19 protein-coding genes and 1 pseudogene are annotated in these 18,918 nt (G+C 72.1%); 10 read left to right on the top strand and 10 right to left on the bottom strand.

Annotation, left to right across the window (positions count from 1 at the left end):
* Positions 1 to 107 precede the first annotated feature (107 nt).
* On the top strand, positions 108 to 473 hold the full coding sequence (locus ACZ6JS_RS08185; RefSeq protein ID WP_469296752.1) for an HGxxPAAW family protein: 366 nt from the start codon (positions 108 to 110) through the stop codon (positions 471 to 473).
* Positions 474 to 644: 171 nt separating this feature from the next.
* On the top strand, positions 645 to 851 hold the full coding sequence (locus ACZ6JS_RS08180) for a cold-shock protein (protein WP_030848526.1): 207 nt from the start codon (positions 645 to 647) through the stop codon (positions 849 to 851).
* Between the two features lie 76 nt (positions 852 to 927).
* Here the strand turns inward: ACZ6JS_RS08180 and ACZ6JS_RS08175 are convergent, their stop codons facing one another.
* Both ACZ6JS_RS08175 and ACZ6JS_RS08170 read right to left on the bottom strand, forming a co-directional pair.
* On the bottom strand, positions 928 to 1,497 hold the full coding sequence (locus tag ACZ6JS_RS08175; RefSeq protein WP_469296750.1) for a TetR/AcrR family transcriptional regulator: 570 nt from the start codon (positions 1,495 to 1,497) through the stop codon (positions 928 to 930).
* Entirely contained in the window at positions 1,494 to 1,847 is a 354-nt protein-coding gene (locus tag ACZ6JS_RS08170; protein ID WP_469296748.1) for a DUF1304 domain-containing protein, read from the bottom strand. Before ACZ6JS_RS08170 ends, ACZ6JS_RS08175 begins: the two co-directional genes overlap by 4 nt.
* Before the next feature lie 98 nt (positions 1,848 to 1,945).
* On the opposite strand from ACZ6JS_RS08170, the gene ACZ6JS_RS08165 reads away from it, so the two are divergent.
* Positions 1,946 to 2,929 carry a BtrH N-terminal domain-containing protein gene (locus ACZ6JS_RS08165; protein ID WP_469296746.1) on the top strand — a complete coding sequence of 328 codons (984 nt, stop codon included), beginning with the start codon at positions 1,946 to 1,948 and terminating at the stop codon, positions 2,927 to 2,929.
* Positions 2,930 to 2,946: 17 nt separating this feature from the next.
* Here the strand turns inward: ACZ6JS_RS08165 and ACZ6JS_RS08160 are convergent, their stop codons facing one another.
* Positions 2,947 to 3,285, bottom strand: coding sequence for a thioredoxin family protein (locus ACZ6JS_RS08160; RefSeq protein WP_469296745.1), 339 nt, complete (start codon positions 3,283 to 3,285; stop codon positions 2,947 to 2,949).
* 115 nt (positions 3,286 to 3,400) lie between these two features.
* Between ACZ6JS_RS08160 and ACZ6JS_RS08155 the strand changes: the two genes are divergently transcribed.
* The 6 genes and pseudogenes from ACZ6JS_RS08155 to ACZ6JS_RS08130 all read left to right on the top strand — a co-directional run bounded on the left by ACZ6JS_RS08155 (position 3,401) and on the right by ACZ6JS_RS08130 (position 8,163).
* A complete protein-coding gene (locus tag ACZ6JS_RS08155) occupies positions 3,401 to 3,670 on the top strand; it encodes a hypothetical protein (protein WP_136228583.1) in 270 nt (89 codons plus the stop codon).
* Between the two features lie 172 nt (positions 3,671 to 3,842).
* Complete coding sequence (locus ACZ6JS_RS08150) at positions 3,843 to 4,199, top strand: YciI family protein (RefSeq protein ID WP_469296744.1); 357 nt, start codon at positions 3,843 to 3,845, stop codon at positions 4,197 to 4,199.
* A gap of 95 nt (positions 4,200 to 4,294) precedes the next feature.
* Positions 4,295 to 4,690, top strand: a pseudogene (locus ACZ6JS_RS08145) (sigma factor); the annotation flags it as partial.
* A gap of 296 nt (positions 4,691 to 4,986) precedes the next feature.
* Positions 4,987 to 7,020, top strand: a complete 2,034-nt coding sequence (locus tag ACZ6JS_RS08140) for an oxidoreductase (RefSeq protein ID WP_469296742.1) — start codon at positions 4,987 to 4,989, stop codon at positions 7,018 to 7,020.
* A 46-nt stretch (positions 7,021 to 7,066) separates the two neighbouring features.
* Positions 7,067 to 7,480: a PaaI family thioesterase gene (locus ACZ6JS_RS08135; protein ID WP_469296740.1), complete on the top strand. Its 414-nt coding sequence runs from the start codon at positions 7,067 to 7,069 to the stop codon at positions 7,478 to 7,480.
* Between the two features lie 230 nt (positions 7,481 to 7,710).
* Positions 7,711 to 8,163 carry an SRPBCC family protein gene (locus tag ACZ6JS_RS08130; protein ID WP_469296739.1) on the top strand — a complete coding sequence of 151 codons (453 nt, stop codon included), beginning with the start codon at positions 7,711 to 7,713 and terminating at the stop codon, positions 8,161 to 8,163.
* 14 nt (positions 8,164 to 8,177) lie between these two features.
* On the opposite strand, the gene ACZ6JS_RS08125 is transcribed toward ACZ6JS_RS08130, so the two are convergent.
* From ACZ6JS_RS08125 to ACZ6JS_RS08105, 5 genes are all read right to left on the bottom strand, one after another.
* Positions 8,178 to 9,779 (bottom strand): alpha/beta hydrolase, encoded by a 1,602-nt coding sequence (locus ACZ6JS_RS08125; RefSeq protein WP_469296737.1) that lies wholly within the window; start codon positions 9,777 to 9,779, stop codon positions 8,178 to 8,180.
* A gap of 128 nt (positions 9,780 to 9,907) precedes the next feature.
* Positions 9,908 to 10,471: a hypothetical protein gene (locus tag ACZ6JS_RS08120; RefSeq protein WP_469296735.1), complete on the bottom strand. Its 564-nt coding sequence runs from the start codon at positions 10,469 to 10,471 to the stop codon at positions 9,908 to 9,910.
* Positions 10,472 to 10,614: 143 nt separating this feature from the next.
* Positions 10,615 to 11,619, bottom strand: coding sequence for an SCO0930 family lipoprotein (locus ACZ6JS_RS08115; protein ID WP_469296734.1), 1,005 nt, complete (start codon positions 11,617 to 11,619; stop codon positions 10,615 to 10,617).
* 137 nt (positions 11,620 to 11,756) lie between these two features.
* On the bottom strand, positions 11,757 to 13,175 hold the full coding sequence (locus ACZ6JS_RS08110; RefSeq protein ID WP_469296732.1) for an NADH-ubiquinone oxidoreductase-F iron-sulfur binding region domain-containing protein: 1,419 nt from the start codon (positions 13,173 to 13,175) through the stop codon (positions 11,757 to 11,759).
* Positions 13,176 to 13,204: 29 nt separating this feature from the next.
* Positions 13,205 to 14,104 carry a hypothetical protein gene (locus ACZ6JS_RS08105; RefSeq protein ID WP_469296731.1) on the bottom strand — a complete coding sequence of 300 codons (900 nt, stop codon included), beginning with the start codon at positions 14,102 to 14,104 and terminating at the stop codon, positions 13,205 to 13,207.
* 763 nt (positions 14,105 to 14,867) lie between these two features.
* Here ACZ6JS_RS08105 and ACZ6JS_RS08100 point away from each other — a divergent pair.
* A complete protein-coding gene (locus tag ACZ6JS_RS08100) occupies positions 14,868 to 15,986 on the top strand; it encodes a PucR family transcriptional regulator (RefSeq protein WP_469296730.1) in 1,119 nt (372 codons plus the stop codon).
* A gap of 698 nt (positions 15,987 to 16,684) precedes the next feature.
* Here ACZ6JS_RS08100 and ACZ6JS_RS08095 read toward each other — a convergent pair.
* Entirely contained in the window at positions 16,685 to 18,061 is a 1,377-nt protein-coding gene (locus tag ACZ6JS_RS08095) for a DUF1996 domain-containing protein (protein ID WP_469296728.1), read from the bottom strand.
* A 9-nt stretch (positions 18,062 to 18,070) separates the two neighbouring features.
* Entirely contained in the window at positions 18,071 to 18,745 is a 675-nt protein-coding gene (locus tag ACZ6JS_RS08090; protein WP_469296727.1) for a DUF4142 domain-containing protein, read from the bottom strand.
* Positions 18,746 to 18,918: the final 173 nt, after the last annotated feature.

The following is an 18,918-nucleotide window of genomic DNA, read 5'->3' as shown; positions in this document are numbered from 1 at the left end:
GATACTCCTTAGCATCTAAGTTACTTAGTTGATGAGATACTTACCTCGCGAAGTAAGTATCTCTTTTCGTCCTGAGCCTACTGCCGCCCCTTCGACCAGGGAGAACCATGAGCGCGCACGGTCACGTCGATCTCGGCCACACGGTGGCCGGCTGGACCGGAACCACACTGGCCCTGCTGGGATTCGCCGGAGCGGGTGCCGCCGTCTGCGCGGCCTGGCCGTCCGGGATCCTGATCGGCCTCGCCGTTGTCGTCCTGGCCGGGGCTGTCACCTGGCTGCTGCACCTGGCCGGGTGGGGCAAGCCCAGCGGTCCCCGCCCGGAAGCCGAATGGGGCTGGCGCACCCGGGACGCCGCGGCCCGCACCGGTCACGCCGACTGCCTGGGCTGCCGGGCCGGCGGTCCCCGCCGGGCGCTCGGGGCGGCCCGGCCCCGGTCCACGGCGCCGCTGCCGGCCGCCGGGGAGGGCGTGTGAGCCCGTGCGGGGCGGGCCCGGTCCCTCGTACCACCGACAAGTCGACCGCAAGTTCGAATGCGCGACGCGCCCCGGTTGGCCGCGTCCGGCGTGTGGTCCGAGGGACTGTTGGGCAGGATCGAGACGGCCGCGTGTGCGGCCCGCAGTGGACCATTGTGAAGGATCAGCAAGATGGCAACAGGTGTCGTGAAGTGGTTCAACTCGGAGAAGGGGTTCGGCTTCATCCAGCAGGACGACGGCGGTCCTGATGTGTTCGTGCACTTCTCCGCGATCCAGACCCAGGGGTTCAAGTCGCTGGAGGAGAACGCGCGGGTCGACTACACCGTCACCCAGGGGCCGAAGGGCCCCCAGGCCGAGAACGTGGTCCCCATCGGGTAGTCGCCACCACGAGCCGCGTGCCGTGAACGAAGCCCCGCCGGTCCGCCGGCGGGGCTTTCGGCGTCCCGTACCCGGCTCAGGCCGTGGCGGCCCGGTGCAGCGCCAGGAGCAGCGGCCACAGGTGATCCGCGAGAGCGGTCGGATCCGCCGGGATCTCTCCGTGCAGCCAGTCCGCGAGGACCCCGGTGAAGGCGGCGGCGACCGCCGAGGCGACGAGTTCGGGCCGGGGGGCGCCCACCGCCGCGCGCTCGGCGCGGGCGCGGGCGCGCAGCTCCCGGTGCAGTCGGTCGCCGAGGGGCCCGCCGCCGCCCGGGAGGAGCAGGGTGCGGTAGAGCGGCGCCCGGGCCGCCGCCCCCGTCAGGAATTCCGCCAGTGCCGCCGGAGGCCTCACCGGGGGCAGCGCCGAGGGGTCGGTCTGCCAGGCGTGCAGCGCGTCGACCGCCGCGTGCACGACGTCCGCGCACGCGTCGACGGCGAGCGCGGTGAGATCCTCGTAGTGCAGGTAGAAAGTGGCCCGCCCGACGCCGGCCCGGCGGACCACTGCCGAGACGCTGACCTCCGCCAGCGTCCGGCCGGCGCATTCGGCCAGCAGGCACTCCCGCAGCCGCCCCTTCGTCCGGGCCGTACGCGGATCCTCCGGGCTCATGCGGCCCACAGCGCGGCGCCGAGCGCGAGGGCGCCCGGAACGGCCTGGACGAAGAGGATCCGCCGGTTGGCGGTCGCCGCCCCGAACACGCCGGCCGCGATCACGCAGACGAGGAAGAACACCTGCGTGGCGAGCGAGTCGACGACCAGCCCCCACACCAGGCCGGCGGCGAGGAATCCGTTGTACAGGCCCTGGTTGGCGGCGAGCGGCGCCGTCAGCCGGGCGGTGTCCGCGTCGAAGCCGTGCAGCGCCCGCCCCGGCGGCCGCTGCCAGAGGAACATCTCCAGGATCAGGAAGTACACGTGCAGCGCGGCCACGAGGCCGATCAGGAGCCGAGCGACCGTCTGCATGGCCGCCTCCACTTCTCGGGAGAAGGAACGGGTGGGGTCAGATTTCCTGGACAACTGTACAGGAAGTGGCCTGTCCGCCCCGCGGCTACGCTGCTCGCATGCTCCTGTACGAGGAATTCGGCACCGGGCGGCACCGCGAGAGCTCCCTGGTCCGGCACGCCCTCGGCGGCACGCACGACGAGGCGCTCGTGGCCGGCCTCGCAGGCGGCATCGGCTTCATGTACTTCGTGTTCGAGTACACCGGCCGCCCGCCCCGGCTCACGATCGTCGCCCAGGCGCACCCCGCGCCCTGGGTCCGCTCCGCCCTCGACCGGCTCCGCGTCCCCTACGACGTGACCCACAGCACCGGGCCGCGCTGGGACCGCGTGTACGCAGCCCTCGACGCCGGGCGTCCCGTGTTCTGCACCGTCGACCGGTCCGGGCTCCCGTGGCACGGGACGGGGGACGAGATGGCCGGAGCCGATCCGTACACCGTGGTCATCGCCGGCTACGACGGCGACACCCTCTACGTCGAGGACGCGGCCCGGACGCCCCATCGGATCCCCCGGGAGGAGTTCGGCGCAGCCTGGTCCGGGCACCGCAAGGGCCGCCACGAGATGATCGTGCCCACCGGCCCGGCCACCGGGGACCCCGACGTCGAAGGTGCCCTCGCCGCCACGGCCGCCCGCCTCACCGGGCCCGTGCTCGGCAACCGGTTCGACGTGAACTTCGGCTTCTCGGGCATGGAGAAGCTCGCCGCGCAACTGCGCGACACCCGCACCAAAGCCGGCTGGGAGCGCCGCTTCGCGGCCCCGGAGGCCTTCCTCGCGGGGACCCGCCGACTGGACGCCTGCCTGGAGCGGGAGTGGACCGCCCCCGGCGCCACGCGGCCGCTCTACGCCGACTTCCTCGACCTCGTCGGACGGCCCGGCGCGGCCGCCCTGTTCCGCGAGTCGGCCGGGCACTGGTCCCGGCTCGCGGAACTGGCCCGCACCGCCGGCCAGGACCCGGACACAGCCGCGCGACGCGCCCTCTTCGACGAGTTCGCCACCCTCGTGGAGCAGTCGCTGTCCCTGGAGCGCCGCGCTGTCGCCCTGCTCTGAGCCGGTCGGGCCCGCAGTCAGAGGTGGGCGTCCAGGAACGCCCGGAACTCCTCGACACCCATCGGGCCCGCCTGCCTCGCGACCGCCTCGCCCTCCTCGATCAGCACGACGGTCGGGGCGCCGGTCACGCCGTAGCGCTTCGTCGGCCCGGGACAGCGCGTCATGTCGGTGCGCACCGCCGTCACACGCGTCCCGTACTCCCGCACCAGCTCGCCGACGACCGCGTCCATCGCACGGCAGGCCTCCAGCGCCTTGGGCCAGGTGCCGCAGAAGTAGGCGAGGACGGGACCCCTCGCCATCGACAGGACGAAGTCGAACTCCTCGTCCTCCTGCGGCCGGTGCACCCCATGCGCCATGCGTGTCGCTCCTCGCTCGTGCGCCCCTCCGCCGGGACGCGCGACTCCATCATCGCCGCCGCCCGGGCGGACGGCCGCCGGGCCGTTGTCAGTGCCGCCTGTGAAGCTGATCTGCATGGACGACAGGATGCTCCGGCGCCGGGTCTACGGCGCCGACCACGAGGACCCCGACCCCGGCCCGCGCCCCGGCCACGTCTACGGCGAACTCGTCGGCGGCCCGCTCGACGGGCTCCTCCTGGACATCACGGGCTGGAGCGCGCCCCAGCTCGACGAGGAGGCCCGCCTCCCCACCGAGATAGGGCGCTACGGGGCGGGCGGCCGCGCCCACTACCGGCGCCGCGCGGGAGACCCGGGCCACTGGGACTGGACCGGCGACAGCCGCTGAGCCGCCCCTGACCTGCCGGCCACCGGCGCCGCCGGGCAGTCGGCGGAGCCCCGGTGGCCGCCGCAAAAGATTCCTCGAAAGATTTCCGGAGAGCTGTCGATCCGGGCGCCTCCCGTTCGACGCAAGGGTGAGAGGCGGGGAAGGACCCCGCCCCCGCGACCGAGGAGTCACCATGCCGCGCTTCCTGACGATGATCCGCATCAACGAGCAGGAACTTCCCCCCAACGAATTCCCGCCGGAGTTCGAGCAGCGCATGGGTGCCCTGCTCGAGGAGATCACCAAGGCCGGCGTCATGCTCGACACCGCGGGCCTGCTCCCCACCTCCGAGGCGACCCGTCTCAGCTGGTCCGGCGGGAAGATCAGCTACACCGACGGCCCCTTCACCGAGACCAAGGAGGTCGTGGGCGGCTACTCCCTCAGCCAGTGCAAGGACAAGGCCGAGGCCATCGAGTGGACCCGGCGGTTCCTGGAGATCCACCCGGCGGAATGGAACGTCAGCGCAGAGGTCCGGGAGATCCAGGAAATGTGATCCGGCGGACCGCATCCGGGAGGGGTGATCCCGCCCGCCCGTGCCGCGTTTGCCCTGCCGCGTCACGGCTGCTCTGATGAGTGGCCGTGACGGCAGTGGATACGGCCCAGGCGGTCGAAGCGGTGTTCAGGATCGAGTCGGCGCGGATCATCGCCGGCGTCACCCGCATCGTGCGGGACGTCGGCATCGCCGAGGAGATCGCCCAGGACGCCCTCGTCACCGCACTGGAGCAATGGCCGCAGGCGGGTGTCCCGGACCGACCGGGCGCCTGGCTCATGGCGACGGCCAGACACCGCGCGATCGACCTGGTCCGCCGCAAGGAGACGTACGCGCGCAAGCTCGCCGAGGTCGGCCGCACCCTGGAGGACGAGCCGCCGCCGGCCGAACCGGCCGGACCCGACGACATCGACGACGACCTGCTGCGCCTGATCTTCACCGCCTGCCACCCCCTCCTCGCCACCGAGGGCCGCATCGCCCTCACCCTGCGCCTGACGCGTCACCTGCGTCGTCCGGGGCAGGCAGCAGGATCAGTGGTTCGCCGTCCGCCGGGCCGGACACCTCGCAGGACAGCCGTATGCCGTTCACCGCCAGGAGGTGCTGTTCGATCACCCGGCGACGATACCGGTCACCGGGCCGCGGCGCGGACAGCGTGAACTCCGCCACAGGGGGGCCGCCGAGTGCCCGGAACGCCGGGGAGAGGCCGACCCCTAGTTTATGCACCTAGTTGCAAAAAGCCTCCGCCCTCGCTAGAACAGGTTCATCACCCCGCGCGAGGAGGCACACCCCGATGAGTCCGCAGAGTTCCCAGAGCCGGTACCCGCACCTGCTGAGCCCCCTGGACCTCGGTTTCACCACCCTGCCGAACCGCGTGATCATGGGGTCGATGCACACCGGCCTCGAGGAGCACGAGGGGGGCTTCGAGCGCCTCGCCGCCTTCTACGCCGAGCGCGCCCGCGGCGGCGCCGGCCTCATCGTCACCGGCGGCATAGCCCCCAACGACGCCGGCCGCCCGTTCGAGGGCGGCTCCCGCCTCACCACCGAGGAGGAGGCCGCCGAGCACCGCGTGATCACCGACGCCGTGCACGCCGAGGGCGGGAAGATCGCGATGCAGATCCTCCACTTCGGCCGCTACGCCTACCACAAGGACCTGGTGGCGCCCAGCGCCATCCAGGCCCCCATCAGCCCCTTCGTCCCGAACGAGCTCTCCGACACCGAGGTGGAGCGCACGGTCGAGGACTTCGTCCGCGCCGCGCGCCTCGCCAAGCTCGCCGGCTACGACGGCGTGGAGATCATGGGCTCCGAGGGCTACCTGATCAACGAGTTCATCGCCGCCGCGACCAACAGGCGCACCGACCGCTGGGGCGGCGCCTACGAGAACCGCGTCCGCTTCCCGCTGGAGATCGTCCGCCGCACCCGCCAGGCCGTCGGCGAGGACTTCATCCTCGTCTACCGCCTCTCCATGCTCGACCTCATCCCCGGCGGCTCCACCCTCGACGAGGTGGTCCACCTGGCCAAGGAGATCGAGGCGGCCGGCGCCACCATCATCAACACCGGCATCGGCTGGCACGAGGCCCGCATCCCCACCATCGCCACCTCCGTCCCCCGCGGCGCGTACACCTGGGTCACCAAGCGGCTGATGGGTGCGGTCTCCGTCCCGCTCGTCACCAGCAACCGCATCAACACCCCCGAGATCGCCGAGGAACTGCTCGCCGACGGCCGCGCCGACCTCGTCTCCCTGGCCCGCCCCTTCCTGGCCGACGCCGACTTCGTCGCCAAGGCGGCGGCCGGCCGGCCCGAGACCATCAACACCTGCATCGGCTGCAACCAGGCCTGCCTCGACCACACCTTCAGTGGCAAGATCACCACCTGCCTGGTCAACCCCCGCGCCTGCCACGAGACCGAGCTCGTGCTCTCGCCCACCAAGCTGAAGAAGCGCGTCGCGGTCGTCGGCGCCGGCCCCGCCGGCCTCGCCTGCGCGGTCTCCGCCGCCGAACGCGGCCACGCCGTCACCCTCTTCGAGGCCTCCGGCCACATCGGCGGCCAGCTCGACATCGCCCGCCGCATCCCGGGCAAGGAGGAGTTCGAGGAGACCATCCGCTACTTCGGCACCCAGCTCGCCGCCCACGACATCGACGTCCGGCTGGACACCCGGGCCGACGTGGAGACCCTCCAGGGCTACGACGAGGTCGTCGTCGCCACCGGCGTCACCCCCCGCACCCCGGACATCGACGGCGTGGACCACGCCAACGTCGTCAGCTACCTCGACGTGCTGCGCGACGGCGCCCCCGTCGGCGAGCGCGTCGCCGTCGTCGGCGCCGGCGGCATCGGCTTCGACGTCGCCGAGTACCTCACCGACAGCGGCGAGGGTGCCTCGCAGGACCCGGACGTCTACTTCCGCCACTGGGGCGTGGACACCGCGTACGCCGGACCCGGCGGGCTCACCGCCCCCGAGCGGCCTGCGCCGCCGCGCCGGGTCCACCTCCTCCAGCGCAAGGCCACCAAGGTCGGCGCCGGCCTCGGCACCACCACCGGCTGGATCCACCGCGCCGAGCTCAAGCACCGCGGTGTCGTCTCCGTCGCCGGCGCCTCGTACGACCGCATCGACCACGAGGGCCTGCACATCACGGTCGGCGGCGAGCAGCGCCTCGTACCCGCCGACACGGTCGTCCTGTGCACCGGCCAGGAGCCGCGCCGCGACCTGTACGAGGCCCTGCGCGCGGCCGGTGTCGAGGCGCACCTGATCGGCGGCGCCGACGTGGCGGCCGAACTCGACGCCAAGCGGGCCATCCGCCAGGGCACCGAACTGGCCGCGAAGCTCTGACCGAAAGGGGATTGTGGCGGTCCGATCGGACCGCCACAATCTCCCGGTGACGTTCTCCCCCGCAGACGCAGACAAGATTCTCAGCGACAACTTCGCCCCCTGGGTGCTCGCCCTCGGACTGACCGTCCAGGAGACCGGCGAGCGGCACGCCGTCCTGCGGCTGCCGTGGTCCGCCGACCTCGCGCGCGACGGCGGCGGCCTCTGCGGGCAGGCCATGATGGCCGCCGCAGACACCGCCACCGTCATCGCGATCTCCGCCGCGCGCGGCGGGTACGGGCCGATGACCACCGTCCAGCAGTCCACGAGCTTCCAGCGTCCGGTGATCGACGCCGACGTGCTGATCCACGTACGGGTCACCAAGCTCGGCAAGCGCATGGCCTTCGCCGACATCACACTGACCCCCGAGGGCGCCGCCGAACCGGCCGCCACCGCCTCCACGGTCTACGCCCTGCTCGGCTGACCGCGGCCGTGCGCTCCTTGCCCGGGTACGCCGGCCCGACCGACGGGGTGCCCGAGGCGGCGGCCTGCCCTTCGCGCGGCATGGAGGCTGGGCGTCACGACGGGCCAGGACGAGCGTGCGGCCGCGGCCGGGCACGCACCGGAGGAGAGGTCCCCGCGGGGCGGGATCCGGCGCGCGCGTCGGCCACGGGTCTGGGAGCATGGCTCGGGTAGTCGCACCGAGGAGCGGACATGTCCGGACAGTTCGAGGCGAGCATCGAGATCGACCGGCCGGTCGAGCAGGTCTTCGCCTACCTCGCCGACGGACGTAACGACCCTGACTTCAGTCCCCGCCTCCAGCAGATCACCAAGGTTCCCGACGGCCCCACCGCGTTCGGCACCGTCTTCCGCAGCACGGTGAAGGACGCCGGGATGAAGACCGCCCGCGAGTTCCGCATCGTCGGCTTCGACCCGCCGCACCTGATCCGCTGGGCCGAGCAGAGCCGCAACCTGGTCACCGCGGAGGGCGGCTACGACCTCGTTCCCCTCCCCGGCGGACGCACCCGGGTCCGGATCTTCAACAAGCTCGACGGCCACGGCCTCGGCAAGCTGCTCGTGGGCATCGCGGCGAGTGCGGCACGCAAGGACGCCCCCGACTTCGGCCGCCGCATCAAGGCGGCCGCGGAGGCGTCCCTCACGAGCTGAACCCGGGAGCCGGGTCAGAACCGCCCGGGAGCCCCGGGGAGGGGCAGGGGCTTCGCCGGAGCGGCTCCCCGCTCCCCGGCCGCGGCCGCCGGCGGGTTCTGGCAGGTCACGTCCTGGGCGGGCAGCTTGCCCGTGGCCAGGTACGCGTTGACCGGGGCGTTGGCGCAGGAGGCGGGGTCGACGAGGTACACGCCGTGGCCCTCACCGCCGGCCGCCAGCACCATCCGCGAGCCCTTCAGGGCGCGGTGCAGGCCCTGGCCGCTGGTGAGCGGGGTCTGCGAGTCCCATTCGTTCTGCACCGTCAGCACGTTCGCCTTCTTGTGCATCGGCGTGGCCGACTCCACCGGCCGGTCCCAGAAGGCGCACGGCTTGATGTTGGACGCGAAGTCCCCGTACAGCGGGTACTTCACCTTGTCCTTCGCCGCGTCCCGCTCGTACTGCTCCGTGTAGCGGGGCCAGCTGCCGGTGTCCCCGCAGACCACGGCCCAGAAGGCGGCCGTGCCGTTGTCCGAGGCGGGCTCCTCGGCCGTCCGGCCGAGCAGCCGCAGCTTCAGTGCCTTCACGTCCGCGCCCGCCGCCTGGGGCCTGCCCTCGGCGGCGGCCTTCAGGGCCGCGACCAGCGGCGTGGCCTGCGCCGGGTAGAAGAACACCCCGCGCGCGGCCCGGATCATGTCGCCGGTGACCTTCGTGCCCTCGAAGTCGATGGGCTCCCGGTCGGCGCGCTCCACCAGAGCCCAGAAGGTGGCGGAGACCGCCTTCGGGTCGTCGCCCAGCCCGAACTCGGCCGACCGCTCCGCCGCCCACTGCGTCCACCGCGCGAACGCGGGCTCGGCCTCGGTGGCCCACACCTGGATCATCCCGCGCCAGATCCGCTGCGGGTCCACACCGCTGTCGAGCACGAAGCGGTCGGTGCGCTCCGGGTACATCTGCGAGTACACCGCGCCGAGGTAGGTCCCGTAGGAGTAACCGAGGTACGAGATCTTGCCCTCGCCCAGCACGGCGCGGATGGTGTCCATGTCGCGGGCCGTGTTGCGGGTGGTGATGTGCGGCAGCACGTCACCGGCCTTCTCGCGGCACTTGTCGGCGACGGTGCGGGCCCACGTCACGTCGGAGGCGAAGGTCTCCGGGCGGTAGGCGCGGTCGAAGGCCTGCTCGGCGTCCTCCAGCCCGCAGGTGATGGGGCTGCTGGCGCCGACCCCCCGCGGGTCGAAGCCGATGAGGTCGTAGCCGTCGCGCACCTCCTTGGGCATCAGCCCGTTCACCAGCAGCGGCAGGTCGAGCCCCGGCCCGCCGGGGCCGCCGGGGTTCAGCAGCAGGACGCCGTGCCGCTTGGCGGGGTTCTCGCTCTTCATCCTGGATATCGCGATGTCGATCGTGCGGCCGTCGGGGCGCCGGTAGTCGAGCGGGACCTTCAACGTGGCGCACTCGTACGAGGCCGGCTGCTCCGGGCTGCACCGCTGCCATGCGGGCTTCTGGCGGAGGTGGTCGGCCGCGGGAGACGCGGCAGCCTGCGTCGCGGTCAGCAGAGGCACGGTGGTGGCGATGAGGCCGGCGGTGGCGAGCAGCGGTGCGAGGCGTTTCAGGCGCACGGAGCCGTTCCTTTCGGTGAAGTCCATTACGAGTCCACCTTGTTGCACCCGCCGCCCCGGCCGAATCATCCCGGAGGGCAGTGCCGTGTGCTCCTCACGAATGAGCCGATATCAGGACACTGGCCGACACGCCGCCGTCGGGCGGGACCGCCGACTCAACCGCCCGCGGCGGGAGTCGAGTGGCCGGAGTGCTCGGAGGGGCCCGCGGGCGCGGAGGGCGCCGCGTCCCCGGAGGGGGGCGTGCTTCCCGATGGGACGGCGTGCGCGGCAGGGTCGGTGTGTCCGGAGGAGGGCGCGTTGTGCGCGGTGCCGGTCTCGACGGAACCGCCGAGCCGTTCGCGGAGCGCGTTCAGGGCGTCCGCCGACTGAGTGGTGACGACCCACCGGTCGCCCACGAGGTAGACACCGCCGTACGCCCGGGCCTCGTCCAGCCAGGCGCGCAGCCCCTTCTGGGCGGCGAAGGTGGCCATGCGGTAGGCGCCCTGTCCCGTCTCGCAGCCCCCCTGGCGCAACTCATCGGCCTCCACGCTCACTTCGGGGGCGCAGCCGATGGCCGACGCGATCGCCTCGATCGAGGTGCCGGGCGCGGCAGCCTCCGCGGAGGCGGGTGTGGCCGCGTGTCCCGCGCACCCCGCGCACAGCAGGACGGTGACGCACGCCGCGGCGACGGCCGCGAGGGACGGGCGGATCCGGGGGGCGGGGCGGTCGGTGGTCGGCATGCGGACCTCACGGGCTGATCGGGGAAAAGGGGTCGTGGTGCCCGGGAGGGGAGGGGCCCGGGCACCACGCGTTTTCGGGGGTGTTGTGCTGTTGGGTACTGTGCGGCGGCGCTGAGAAGCCCTTGGGGGTGGGCTTTCCGGCCTCAGCCCGTGGTCGTCACCTTCTTGCCCTTGTCGGAGACCGCGAACCACACGCCCTTGTTGCCCTGCCCGTTGATGTCACCCGGTTCCTTGTCACCGGTGAACGTGTACAGCGGCCAGCAGTCGATCGTCAGCTGTTCGGTTCCGTCGGGCCGCTTGAAGGTACCCACCAATTCGGCGGGAATTCCCTTCACCAATTCCTTGTCGACGGCCTTGGCGGGCTTCCAGGTGTTCAGGCAGGCGTCGAGGCAGTTGGTCTTCATGGGCCAGGCGCTGTCCTTGTCGAACCGGTACAGCGTGCGGCCCTGCGCGTCCGTGAGGATGGCGCCGAGCTTCGTGTCCCGGTTGACGCCGATCGGGTCCGCCTGCGCCTTCTCCGCCCCGCCTGCCTCACCCGCACCGGCGCCCGCACCGGCGCTCGGGTCGGCGCCGGACCCGGAGCCCGCGCCGCCGCCGGCCTTGGCCGGCTTGCCGTCGGGCGCCAGGACGTGCCAGGTGCCGCCGACGCCCTCGCCGAGGGTGTCGCCCGGCTTGGTGTCCTTCGCGTAGCGGTACACCGGCCAGCCCGCCAGGGTCAGCTGCTTGGTGCCGTCGGCCCGTTCGACCGAACCCAGGAGGGCCTTGTCGATGCCCTCGCCGGCCGAGGCGTCGTCCGCGGAGACCGCCGGCCAGACCGCCGCGCAGTCCCCCTCGCAGTTGGACTTCGGGGGCTTGGGCGTGTCCTTGTCGAACCGGTAGAGCGTGAAGCCCGCGCTGTCGGTGACCGTCGGCCCCAGCTCCGTGGTGGCCTTCACCTTGAGCTCGCCGGCGGGACCGCTCTTGATGGTGTCGGCAGCCGGGACGGCGCCGGAGCCGCCACCGTAACCGTCGTAGCCGGACCCCGCCTGTTTGCTGTCGCCCACCGGCTGGACCGAATCCTGCTTTCCCGCGGAATTGTCGCCGCTGCCACATGCGGCGGTCAGCATCAATACCGCGACGGCCGACCCGGCGAATACTCCACGACGCATTTTCTTCACGATCTCTCCTTCAGGTCAGGATTCGCGTTCTCGTGCCCTGGGTAATTTCTACGGGGCCTCTGCCGGAGAATGTCAATCTCCCTGAGAATTTGTCAGATCGCGCCAACATTGAACCCGGGGGGGTTGGTTCAGTCCTGGATGCGCAGCGCGAGCGCGGGGCAGCGGCGCACCGCGCGCTGAGCTTTCTGCCGGAGCTGCGCGGGCACGATCATGGACGCCTGGGACGGGTACCCGTCCGCGTCCAGCCGTACGACGTCCGGGAGGATGTCCACGCACAGTCCGTGGCCCCGGCACAGGGTCCAGTCCACCAACAGGCGTTCCTCCGGGGTCTCGTCCTTCGGCAGGGGCAGCGCCCCCATCACCGGCCGGCCGCAGCCGCTGCCGAGGGCGTGGTCGCGGAACTCGTCCGGGAACGCAGCGAGCGCCGAGGCCACGAAGGCCGCGGTGCCGTCCGGATGGCTGCACGCGCCGCGGCGCCGTACCACCTTCATCCGGGCCTCGATGGTCTCCAGAGCGGTTCTGCCCCCGCCCCTGACGGCGTCCTCCACCACGTCGGCCAGCGCGGGCAGTCCGCGGAAGCAGGGGCCGCACTGGCCGGCCGTCTCGTCCGCCATCCAGCGGGTCACCTTCGCCACCTCGCCGGCCGGGCAGGTGTCCTCCGGCAGGGGCAGCACCGCCCCCGCCCCCAGCACCGCGTCGAACGCCGCGAGGGACCCCCGGGACAGGTCGGCGATGCGCGCGGACCCCGGATCCAGCCATTTGCCGTGGTAGCCGCCCACCAGTACGCCCTGGCCGGGATCCAGGCCGCACAGCTCCAGTACGTACGCCAGTGAGGTCCCCAGGGGCGCTTCGACGACCGTGGAGCCGGCGATGGTCAACATCACGGTGCCGGGCTCGGACGGCAGGCCGACCGCCCGGTAGTCCAGCGCGCCGAGGCGGGCCGCCACGGCGAGCTGGGCGTAGGTCTCGGTGTTCGAGAACAGGGTGGGCATGCCGGCCAGTCCCCGCTCGCTGGTCCGTATCTTCTGCCCCGAAGGCAGCGTCGGACCCCCGTTCAGACCGTTCACCATGGAGGTGCTCTCTCCGGTCACGAACCGTTCGGGCAGCGCCTGCACCCTCACCTGGCGGCCCGCGGGGCCGCGCTCCGCCACAGCCGCGCGCAGCGACTGCTCCACGTCGGGCCGGGTGACGCCGATGACGACGTCGTCGGCGCCGACCGCGGCGGCGGCCAGCAGGGCTCCGTCGAGCACCAGGTGCGGGACGTGCAGCAGCAGCGCCTTGTCCTTGAGGCAACTGGGCTCGCCCTCACTGGCGTTGACGACGACCGCGGTTCCGGTGTCACGGCCCTCGGCCGCCCGCATGACGGCCCGCAGCTTCCGGGCGAAGGGGAATCCGGCCCCACCGCGTCCCCGCAGGTCGATGTTCTCGGCGAGATCGACGAGCTCGTCCGGCCGGTAGCGCGGCAGTTGGCCGTGCGTCGTCAGATGGGCGACGCGGTCGAGCCGGGGGGCCTGGTCGAGCCCGGCCAGCAGTCGGGGAGCGCCCACGCAGCCGAGGCTGGGGCGCGTGAAGCCGCTCACAGCCGCCACTCGCGCGTGGCGAACTGGTCCCCGTCCATGCCCGCGGCGGCGCCCATGCCCAGGCCGGCATCCATGTAGGAGCCGGCGGGGTCGGTCGCGTACACGGCGGTCAGGGCGGGTTGGTCGTCCGTGGGAGGCGCGGCCGGCCCGGTGAACTTCTCCCGCGCGCCGGCGGCCCGCGCGCCGGCCGCCCGGGAGCCGGCGGCCCGGGAGCGGGGCTCCCGCCGCTGCCGGGGGACGGCGGCCACGACGGGCAGCTGCTGGGTGCTCGCCGTGCCGAGGGGCCTGGTCGGCGACTCGCTCATCCTGGACTTGAGCCGGAACGCGAGCACGCCGGCGACACCGAGCAGGCACAGCGCGTACGCCACCGTGACATAGAGGTCGGCGGCCCGGCCCGCCTTCAGCCCGTGCACCAGGGAGGCGCCCCAGGCCGGATAGGCGGCGAAGTGCAGCGCCCGCCACCACAGGGAGCGGCCCTTGGAGGCGAACACACTGCGCACCGCGCCGGACACCGCGACCGCGACGAAGAGGTACCCGGCGAGGCTGCCCAACCCGATCAGTACGGGCTGGCCGATGTCGGTGAACGGGACGAACGCCGCGGACGCGGTCGTCCGCTGCTCCGCGATCTTGACCCAGATGTGCAGGGCCAGGAAGCCGAGGCCGGACACCGCCAGGCCGCGGTGCACGCCCTGGGCGAGCAGCCGGTGACCCGATTTCAGCACCAGCCGGTCGGTGGAGATCAGTCCCCACAGGACGGTGGAGGTGAGCGAGACGAGTGAGAGCACGCCCGCTCCGAAGTCGAGGAAGTCCCAGAACTGGGTGAAGGCGCCCGCGCGGGCGGCCACGGTGATGGAGACGACGGCCGCGCCGACGGCGCAGATGGCGCCCGGACTCATGCGTCCGGGCGTCGGCAGGAGGGAGGGCCGCCGGGCGGCCCTCCGTCCTGCTGCCTGAGCCGATGCCGCGTGTCGGCTTTTACGGCGGGCCCTGTGCGGGCGAGGCATGTGCGGCTGGGGCAAGGGCATCCAGGTCTCCTGTGCGCCTGGGTTCCGAGCACTCCACCTGGCGCTCGGAACCCGGGGGTCGTTGTCGTCTCTGCCCGGCCGCGCTGTGAAACTCCGCGCCGGCCGAGGGAACTTGGGGCCGGAGTGCAGCAGCATCGTGGAGCGTCACATCAGCTCCACAGGATTTATCGAAACGTGATAATTTCTCGCAGCGCGTCTCCGGCGCATCGAACAACACCGGAAGATTCCCCTCCAGCGGAGGTTGCGACAGGCCACCGCGCCGCCCGCCGCCTACGCGTCCCGGACAGTAAAAACAAAGCAAAGTCCCGGGACGGTGGGTGGTCGGACCTCTCCAGGAGGGAGTACGAGGGCCGCAACTCCCGTGTCAGACAACGATGTTGGCGCGGGGAGCAACCTCGGCGGGCTTGCCGCTCTTCCCCGGGCAAGCCTCACCCCGGCACGAACGAGGAAAACGATGTGCGAACTTCTGAACCGCATCTGGTCCCGCCCCCGAGGCGAGTGGACGCGCGTCTTGCGCAGGGAACTCCCCGCGCTGGCTGCCGAGATAGTGGAGGAGCTTCTGCATGGAATTCCGGAATTTTCCGAACTTATCGATGACAACGATGCCATTGATGCAGAGTTGCTCCGGCAGCGGGTGGAAGAGGCACTCCTCACCACACTCGGCTACCAGGAGCGAACCCGGGAACAAGCACCGGACGAGTGCCAGGACCAGGCAGAGAACCAGGCTGAAACCGAGGCCGAAACCGAGCTCCGAACCGCGGACCGCGGCAAGGCCGGCAGCAGGGAGGCGACATACACGGACGAGTGCGAGATCACGCACGAGGGCCCGCGCGACGACGTCCGCGAGGAGGTCCGCCCGGGATCCCGCGACGGCATCCGCCAACCGGCCCTCAAGCGCGTCCCGGTGACCACCCGGGAGGAGACCGAGGAGGAGACCGGTGAAGGTGTCCGCCCGGGCGAACGGGCCCGCCAGGAGCTGTTCAGGACCCTCACGGACGACCGCATCGCGTCCGACAGCTCCCTCACCGAGCTCGCCGAGGCGGCCGGATGGCCCCTCCCGCTGGCCGTACGGGCCATTGTTCCGGCCACCCCCGGCGAGGCGCAGCAGCTGGCGGGCGTCATGGACGACGCCCTCGTCGGAATGTTCGCGGGCAGGCCGTGCCTGCTGGTCCCCAGCGCCGACCCGGACGCCCGCGGACCGCTGGAGCACCTGCTGCGGGGCCGGTTCGCGGCCGTGGGACACGCCGTCCCGATCCGGGACACGGCTTCTTCCCTGCGCTGGGCGCTGCGCCTGGCCGGTCTGACCCCCAGCCGGCCGGGCCTCGAGACCAGGCCGGTCTTCGTCGACGACCACCTGTCGACCCTGCTCCTGCTCCAGGACGAACCCCTGGCCCACGCACTGGCCGCCCGCTGGCTGCGGCCCCTCGCGGACCTGACCCCGCGGCAGAGCGAGCGGCTGGAGGTGACGCTGCTCGCCTGGCTCGAGGGCGGCGGTGCGCCCGAGGCCGCCAAGGCCCTCAGCGTGCACCCGCAGACCGTGCGGTACCGCATGCGCCAGCTGGAGAAGCTCTTCGGAACCGGCCTGCGCGACCCGCGGACCCGGTTCGAGCTGGAGATGGCCCTGCGCAGCCGCCGGCTGATGGCCCAGGTCCGGCGCCAGCACTCGCGCGTGACCCGCAGGACGGCCCGCGTGATCCAGGCCGACTTCACCCCCCTCGTCGTCGGCCGCATGGCCCGCGTCAACGGCCTCTGACCCCCGAACCCCTGTGAACCCCCAGTGAACCCCCTGTGAACGCCCGAACCCCTCTGAGCCACTGAATCCCCTCTGAACACACCCCCGACAACACCCCCGACAACACCCCCGACAACACACCCGAACCACGCCGGCCCGGCCCGGCCCCGTCCTCACGGGGCCGTGCCGGGCCTTTGCGTGCCGGGCCTTTGCGTGCCGGGCCTTTGCGTGCCGCGCCCTCGCGGACCGGGCGTTCGCGGGCCGGACCCGGGCAGCCCACGCCGGGTGCCGTCACCGACCCGTCCGCCAGGAGCCCGCCCCGAGCCGGGCCGGACCCGTCCGCCAGGAGCCCGCCCCGAGCCGGGCCGGACCCGTCCGCCAGGAGCCCGCCCCGAGCCGGGCCGGACCCGTCCGCCGGGAGCCCCGCCCCGAGCCGGGCCGGACCCGTCCGACCCGGCCGGGACCCGGGCCGGACGAGAGCACCGCGCACGCCCGGCCGCCTCGCCCGGATCCGGGCCGGACCGACGAGCGCACCGCAGCCCCGGGCACACGAACGCGCCCCGGGCCGGACGGCCACCGGCGCGCGCTCCGGGGCGGGAACACGAAAGAGGTGTTGGTCCGAAGAAGCTTCGGACCAACACCTGTTCCCGGAACGGGCGCGGGGTGAGGAAGGGGGAGCGCCCGCTCCGGGAGCGGAAGGGGAGAACCGGCCGCGAGCGTCAGCGGCAGTTGCGCCCGTCGTTGATGCAGCTCACGGCCTTGTTCATCAGGCCGTTCGACATCACGTTGATGAAGTCGCCATGGTCGGTCACCGGCTTGTGCAACTGCTCGGGGAAGCTGTCCACGGCGATGCGGGAGCCCGGCTGCACCCCGTACACGATGCGCTGGACGAGCTGCGGGATGGCGGTGAAGCCCTTCTGGCAGCGGCCGTTGCGGTCCGCGAACGCCACGTGCGTGCGGTGGTTGGCGCTGTCGGTGTTGCGGCCGTCCCAGCAGCTCTGGAACGAGAAGGTGCGCACCACGTCACTGCCCTTGGGGCAGACCGGGTACTTGTCCTTCAGCTGGCGGTCCTCGAACCCGGTGCAGCTCCACGAGGCGTTGGCGTTGGCCGTGCCGTTCGTGAGCGCCTTGGCGTCACCCGTGATGATCCGCAGGAAGCGGGGCATGGCCTTGACCTTGCCCTCGGGGCTGCCCTTGAAGGTGATGGTGACCTGCTTGGGCTTCAGGATCGTGCCGACGTTGCCGTCCTGCCCGCCGCCGGGCGCCTGCGCGTCGCGCTCCGCCTTGCCGTCCCGCAGCCGCAGCACGGGCCAGTAGTAGGTGGACTGGTCGCCGTTGCCGCAGGTGGTGCCGGCCCTGGCGAGGCTGTCGTTGGTGGAGAAGGCGTCCGTGGACACGTTGCCCACGTAGTCGTGCATGTGGTGAGCGCCGTTGGACACGCCGGGCGCGACGATGACGTTGTCGGGGTTGAAGTGGCCGTTCTCGTTGCGGCCGCACTGCACGCTGAAGGATCCCGTGGAAGCCCCGTTCTGGGCCCTGGGAGCACGGACGTTGGGGCGTACCTTGGTGATGTTCACGAAGTCGTTCTTCGCCGGAGCGCCCTTCTTGCCGGCCGCGGAGGACTTGGCGTCGGAGGCCAGCGCCGCCGCTCCGCCCCCGCCGTCCTCCTCGGCCGAGGCCTTCTTCATCTGGCAGGCGCTCAACGAGGCGATCTCCTTCGGGGGGTCGCCCGCCCGGTCTATGGCGTCGGACATCCCCTTGATGGTCTGTTCACGCTTCTGCTTGAGTTCGCCGAGGAGTGCGTCGCCCTGCGCCTGGCCGGAGGCGAGCCGCCGGTAGGCGTCCGCCACCTGGTCGTCCAGCTTGGCCAGGTTCGCGTCGACCTCGGCCTTGGCCTGCTCGGGCACGGCCGTGAGCTTCTCACCCACGTCGGGGCAGTCGATGGTGGTCGTCAACTGCGACTTGCGGTTGTCGTCCTGGCCCGCGGAGGCGTTGCCGGCGATGACGGCGACCCCGCCGCCGCCCAGCACGAGTGCGGAGACCGCTCCCACGATCTTCGTCGACAATCGGGCGCGCTTGTGGCCCTTTGGACTCATGCGATCACTTCACTTCGTCGGTGGGACATTGTCGGAGAGCCCGTCGAAGTCGACCAGCCCGGTGTCCTCGAGGACCGTGATGTGGTCCAGGACCGTGGCGTTGGCGGACGTGGCGAGGGCTCGCACCATGGAGTTGCGGGTCTGGGCCCGGATTCCGGCCAGCAGGGAGAACACCTTTCCGTGCGCTCGGCGCAACAGCTGGGTGAACAGCCGTTCGTACTCGTCTCCCTTGGCGCGGCTCATCTGGCCCAACCAGTCCTGCTGCTGTGCGGAGGGCTGGTTGGGCAGGTCGATGCCGAGGGCCTGGCCGACCTGGATGACCTGACGGTCCAGTTCGGTGTGGCCGTCGACGAGGTGGTCCCCGGCCGTGCGTATCGCAGGCCGCGTCCCGCGCTGCTGGGCCTGCCGCCCTGCGGGCAGCTCCCACAGCCCGGCGAGGCGGACCTTGCGGACGAAGTCGCGGTCCGCGGCGGTCAGCGGCCCGTACGCCGTGCTCACCGTTCCCAGGCCGTCGTCGTCGGCCGGCGCCGGGGCCGCGACGGCGGCCGTCGCCCGGCCGCCGTCGAACTTGTCCACGGGGACCAACAGGGCGATCAGGGTGAGCGCGAGCGCGGTGATGACGACGCCGCTCGCGATCGAGTACCGGGTGGCCGTCGACCAGCCTCGCGTGTTTCTCCGCCGCAATGACAGCAATGTGCCTCCTTGCTCCGTGGGGCCGGGAGGTGGCGGGGCAGGGAGGTCCCGCAAGCGTCGTGCGGTGCAACACCCGCATTCCCGGGGGTTTCACGGGACGGTAGTGCCCGCCGTGACGCCCCCGCCGGAGGACATCACCATCGGATAAACACTCCGGCGTTTCC

The sequence above is a fragment of the Streptomyces sp. NPDC046349 genome (assembly GCF_055587885.1).
This window is presented reverse-complemented; position numbering and strand designations above follow the sequence as displayed.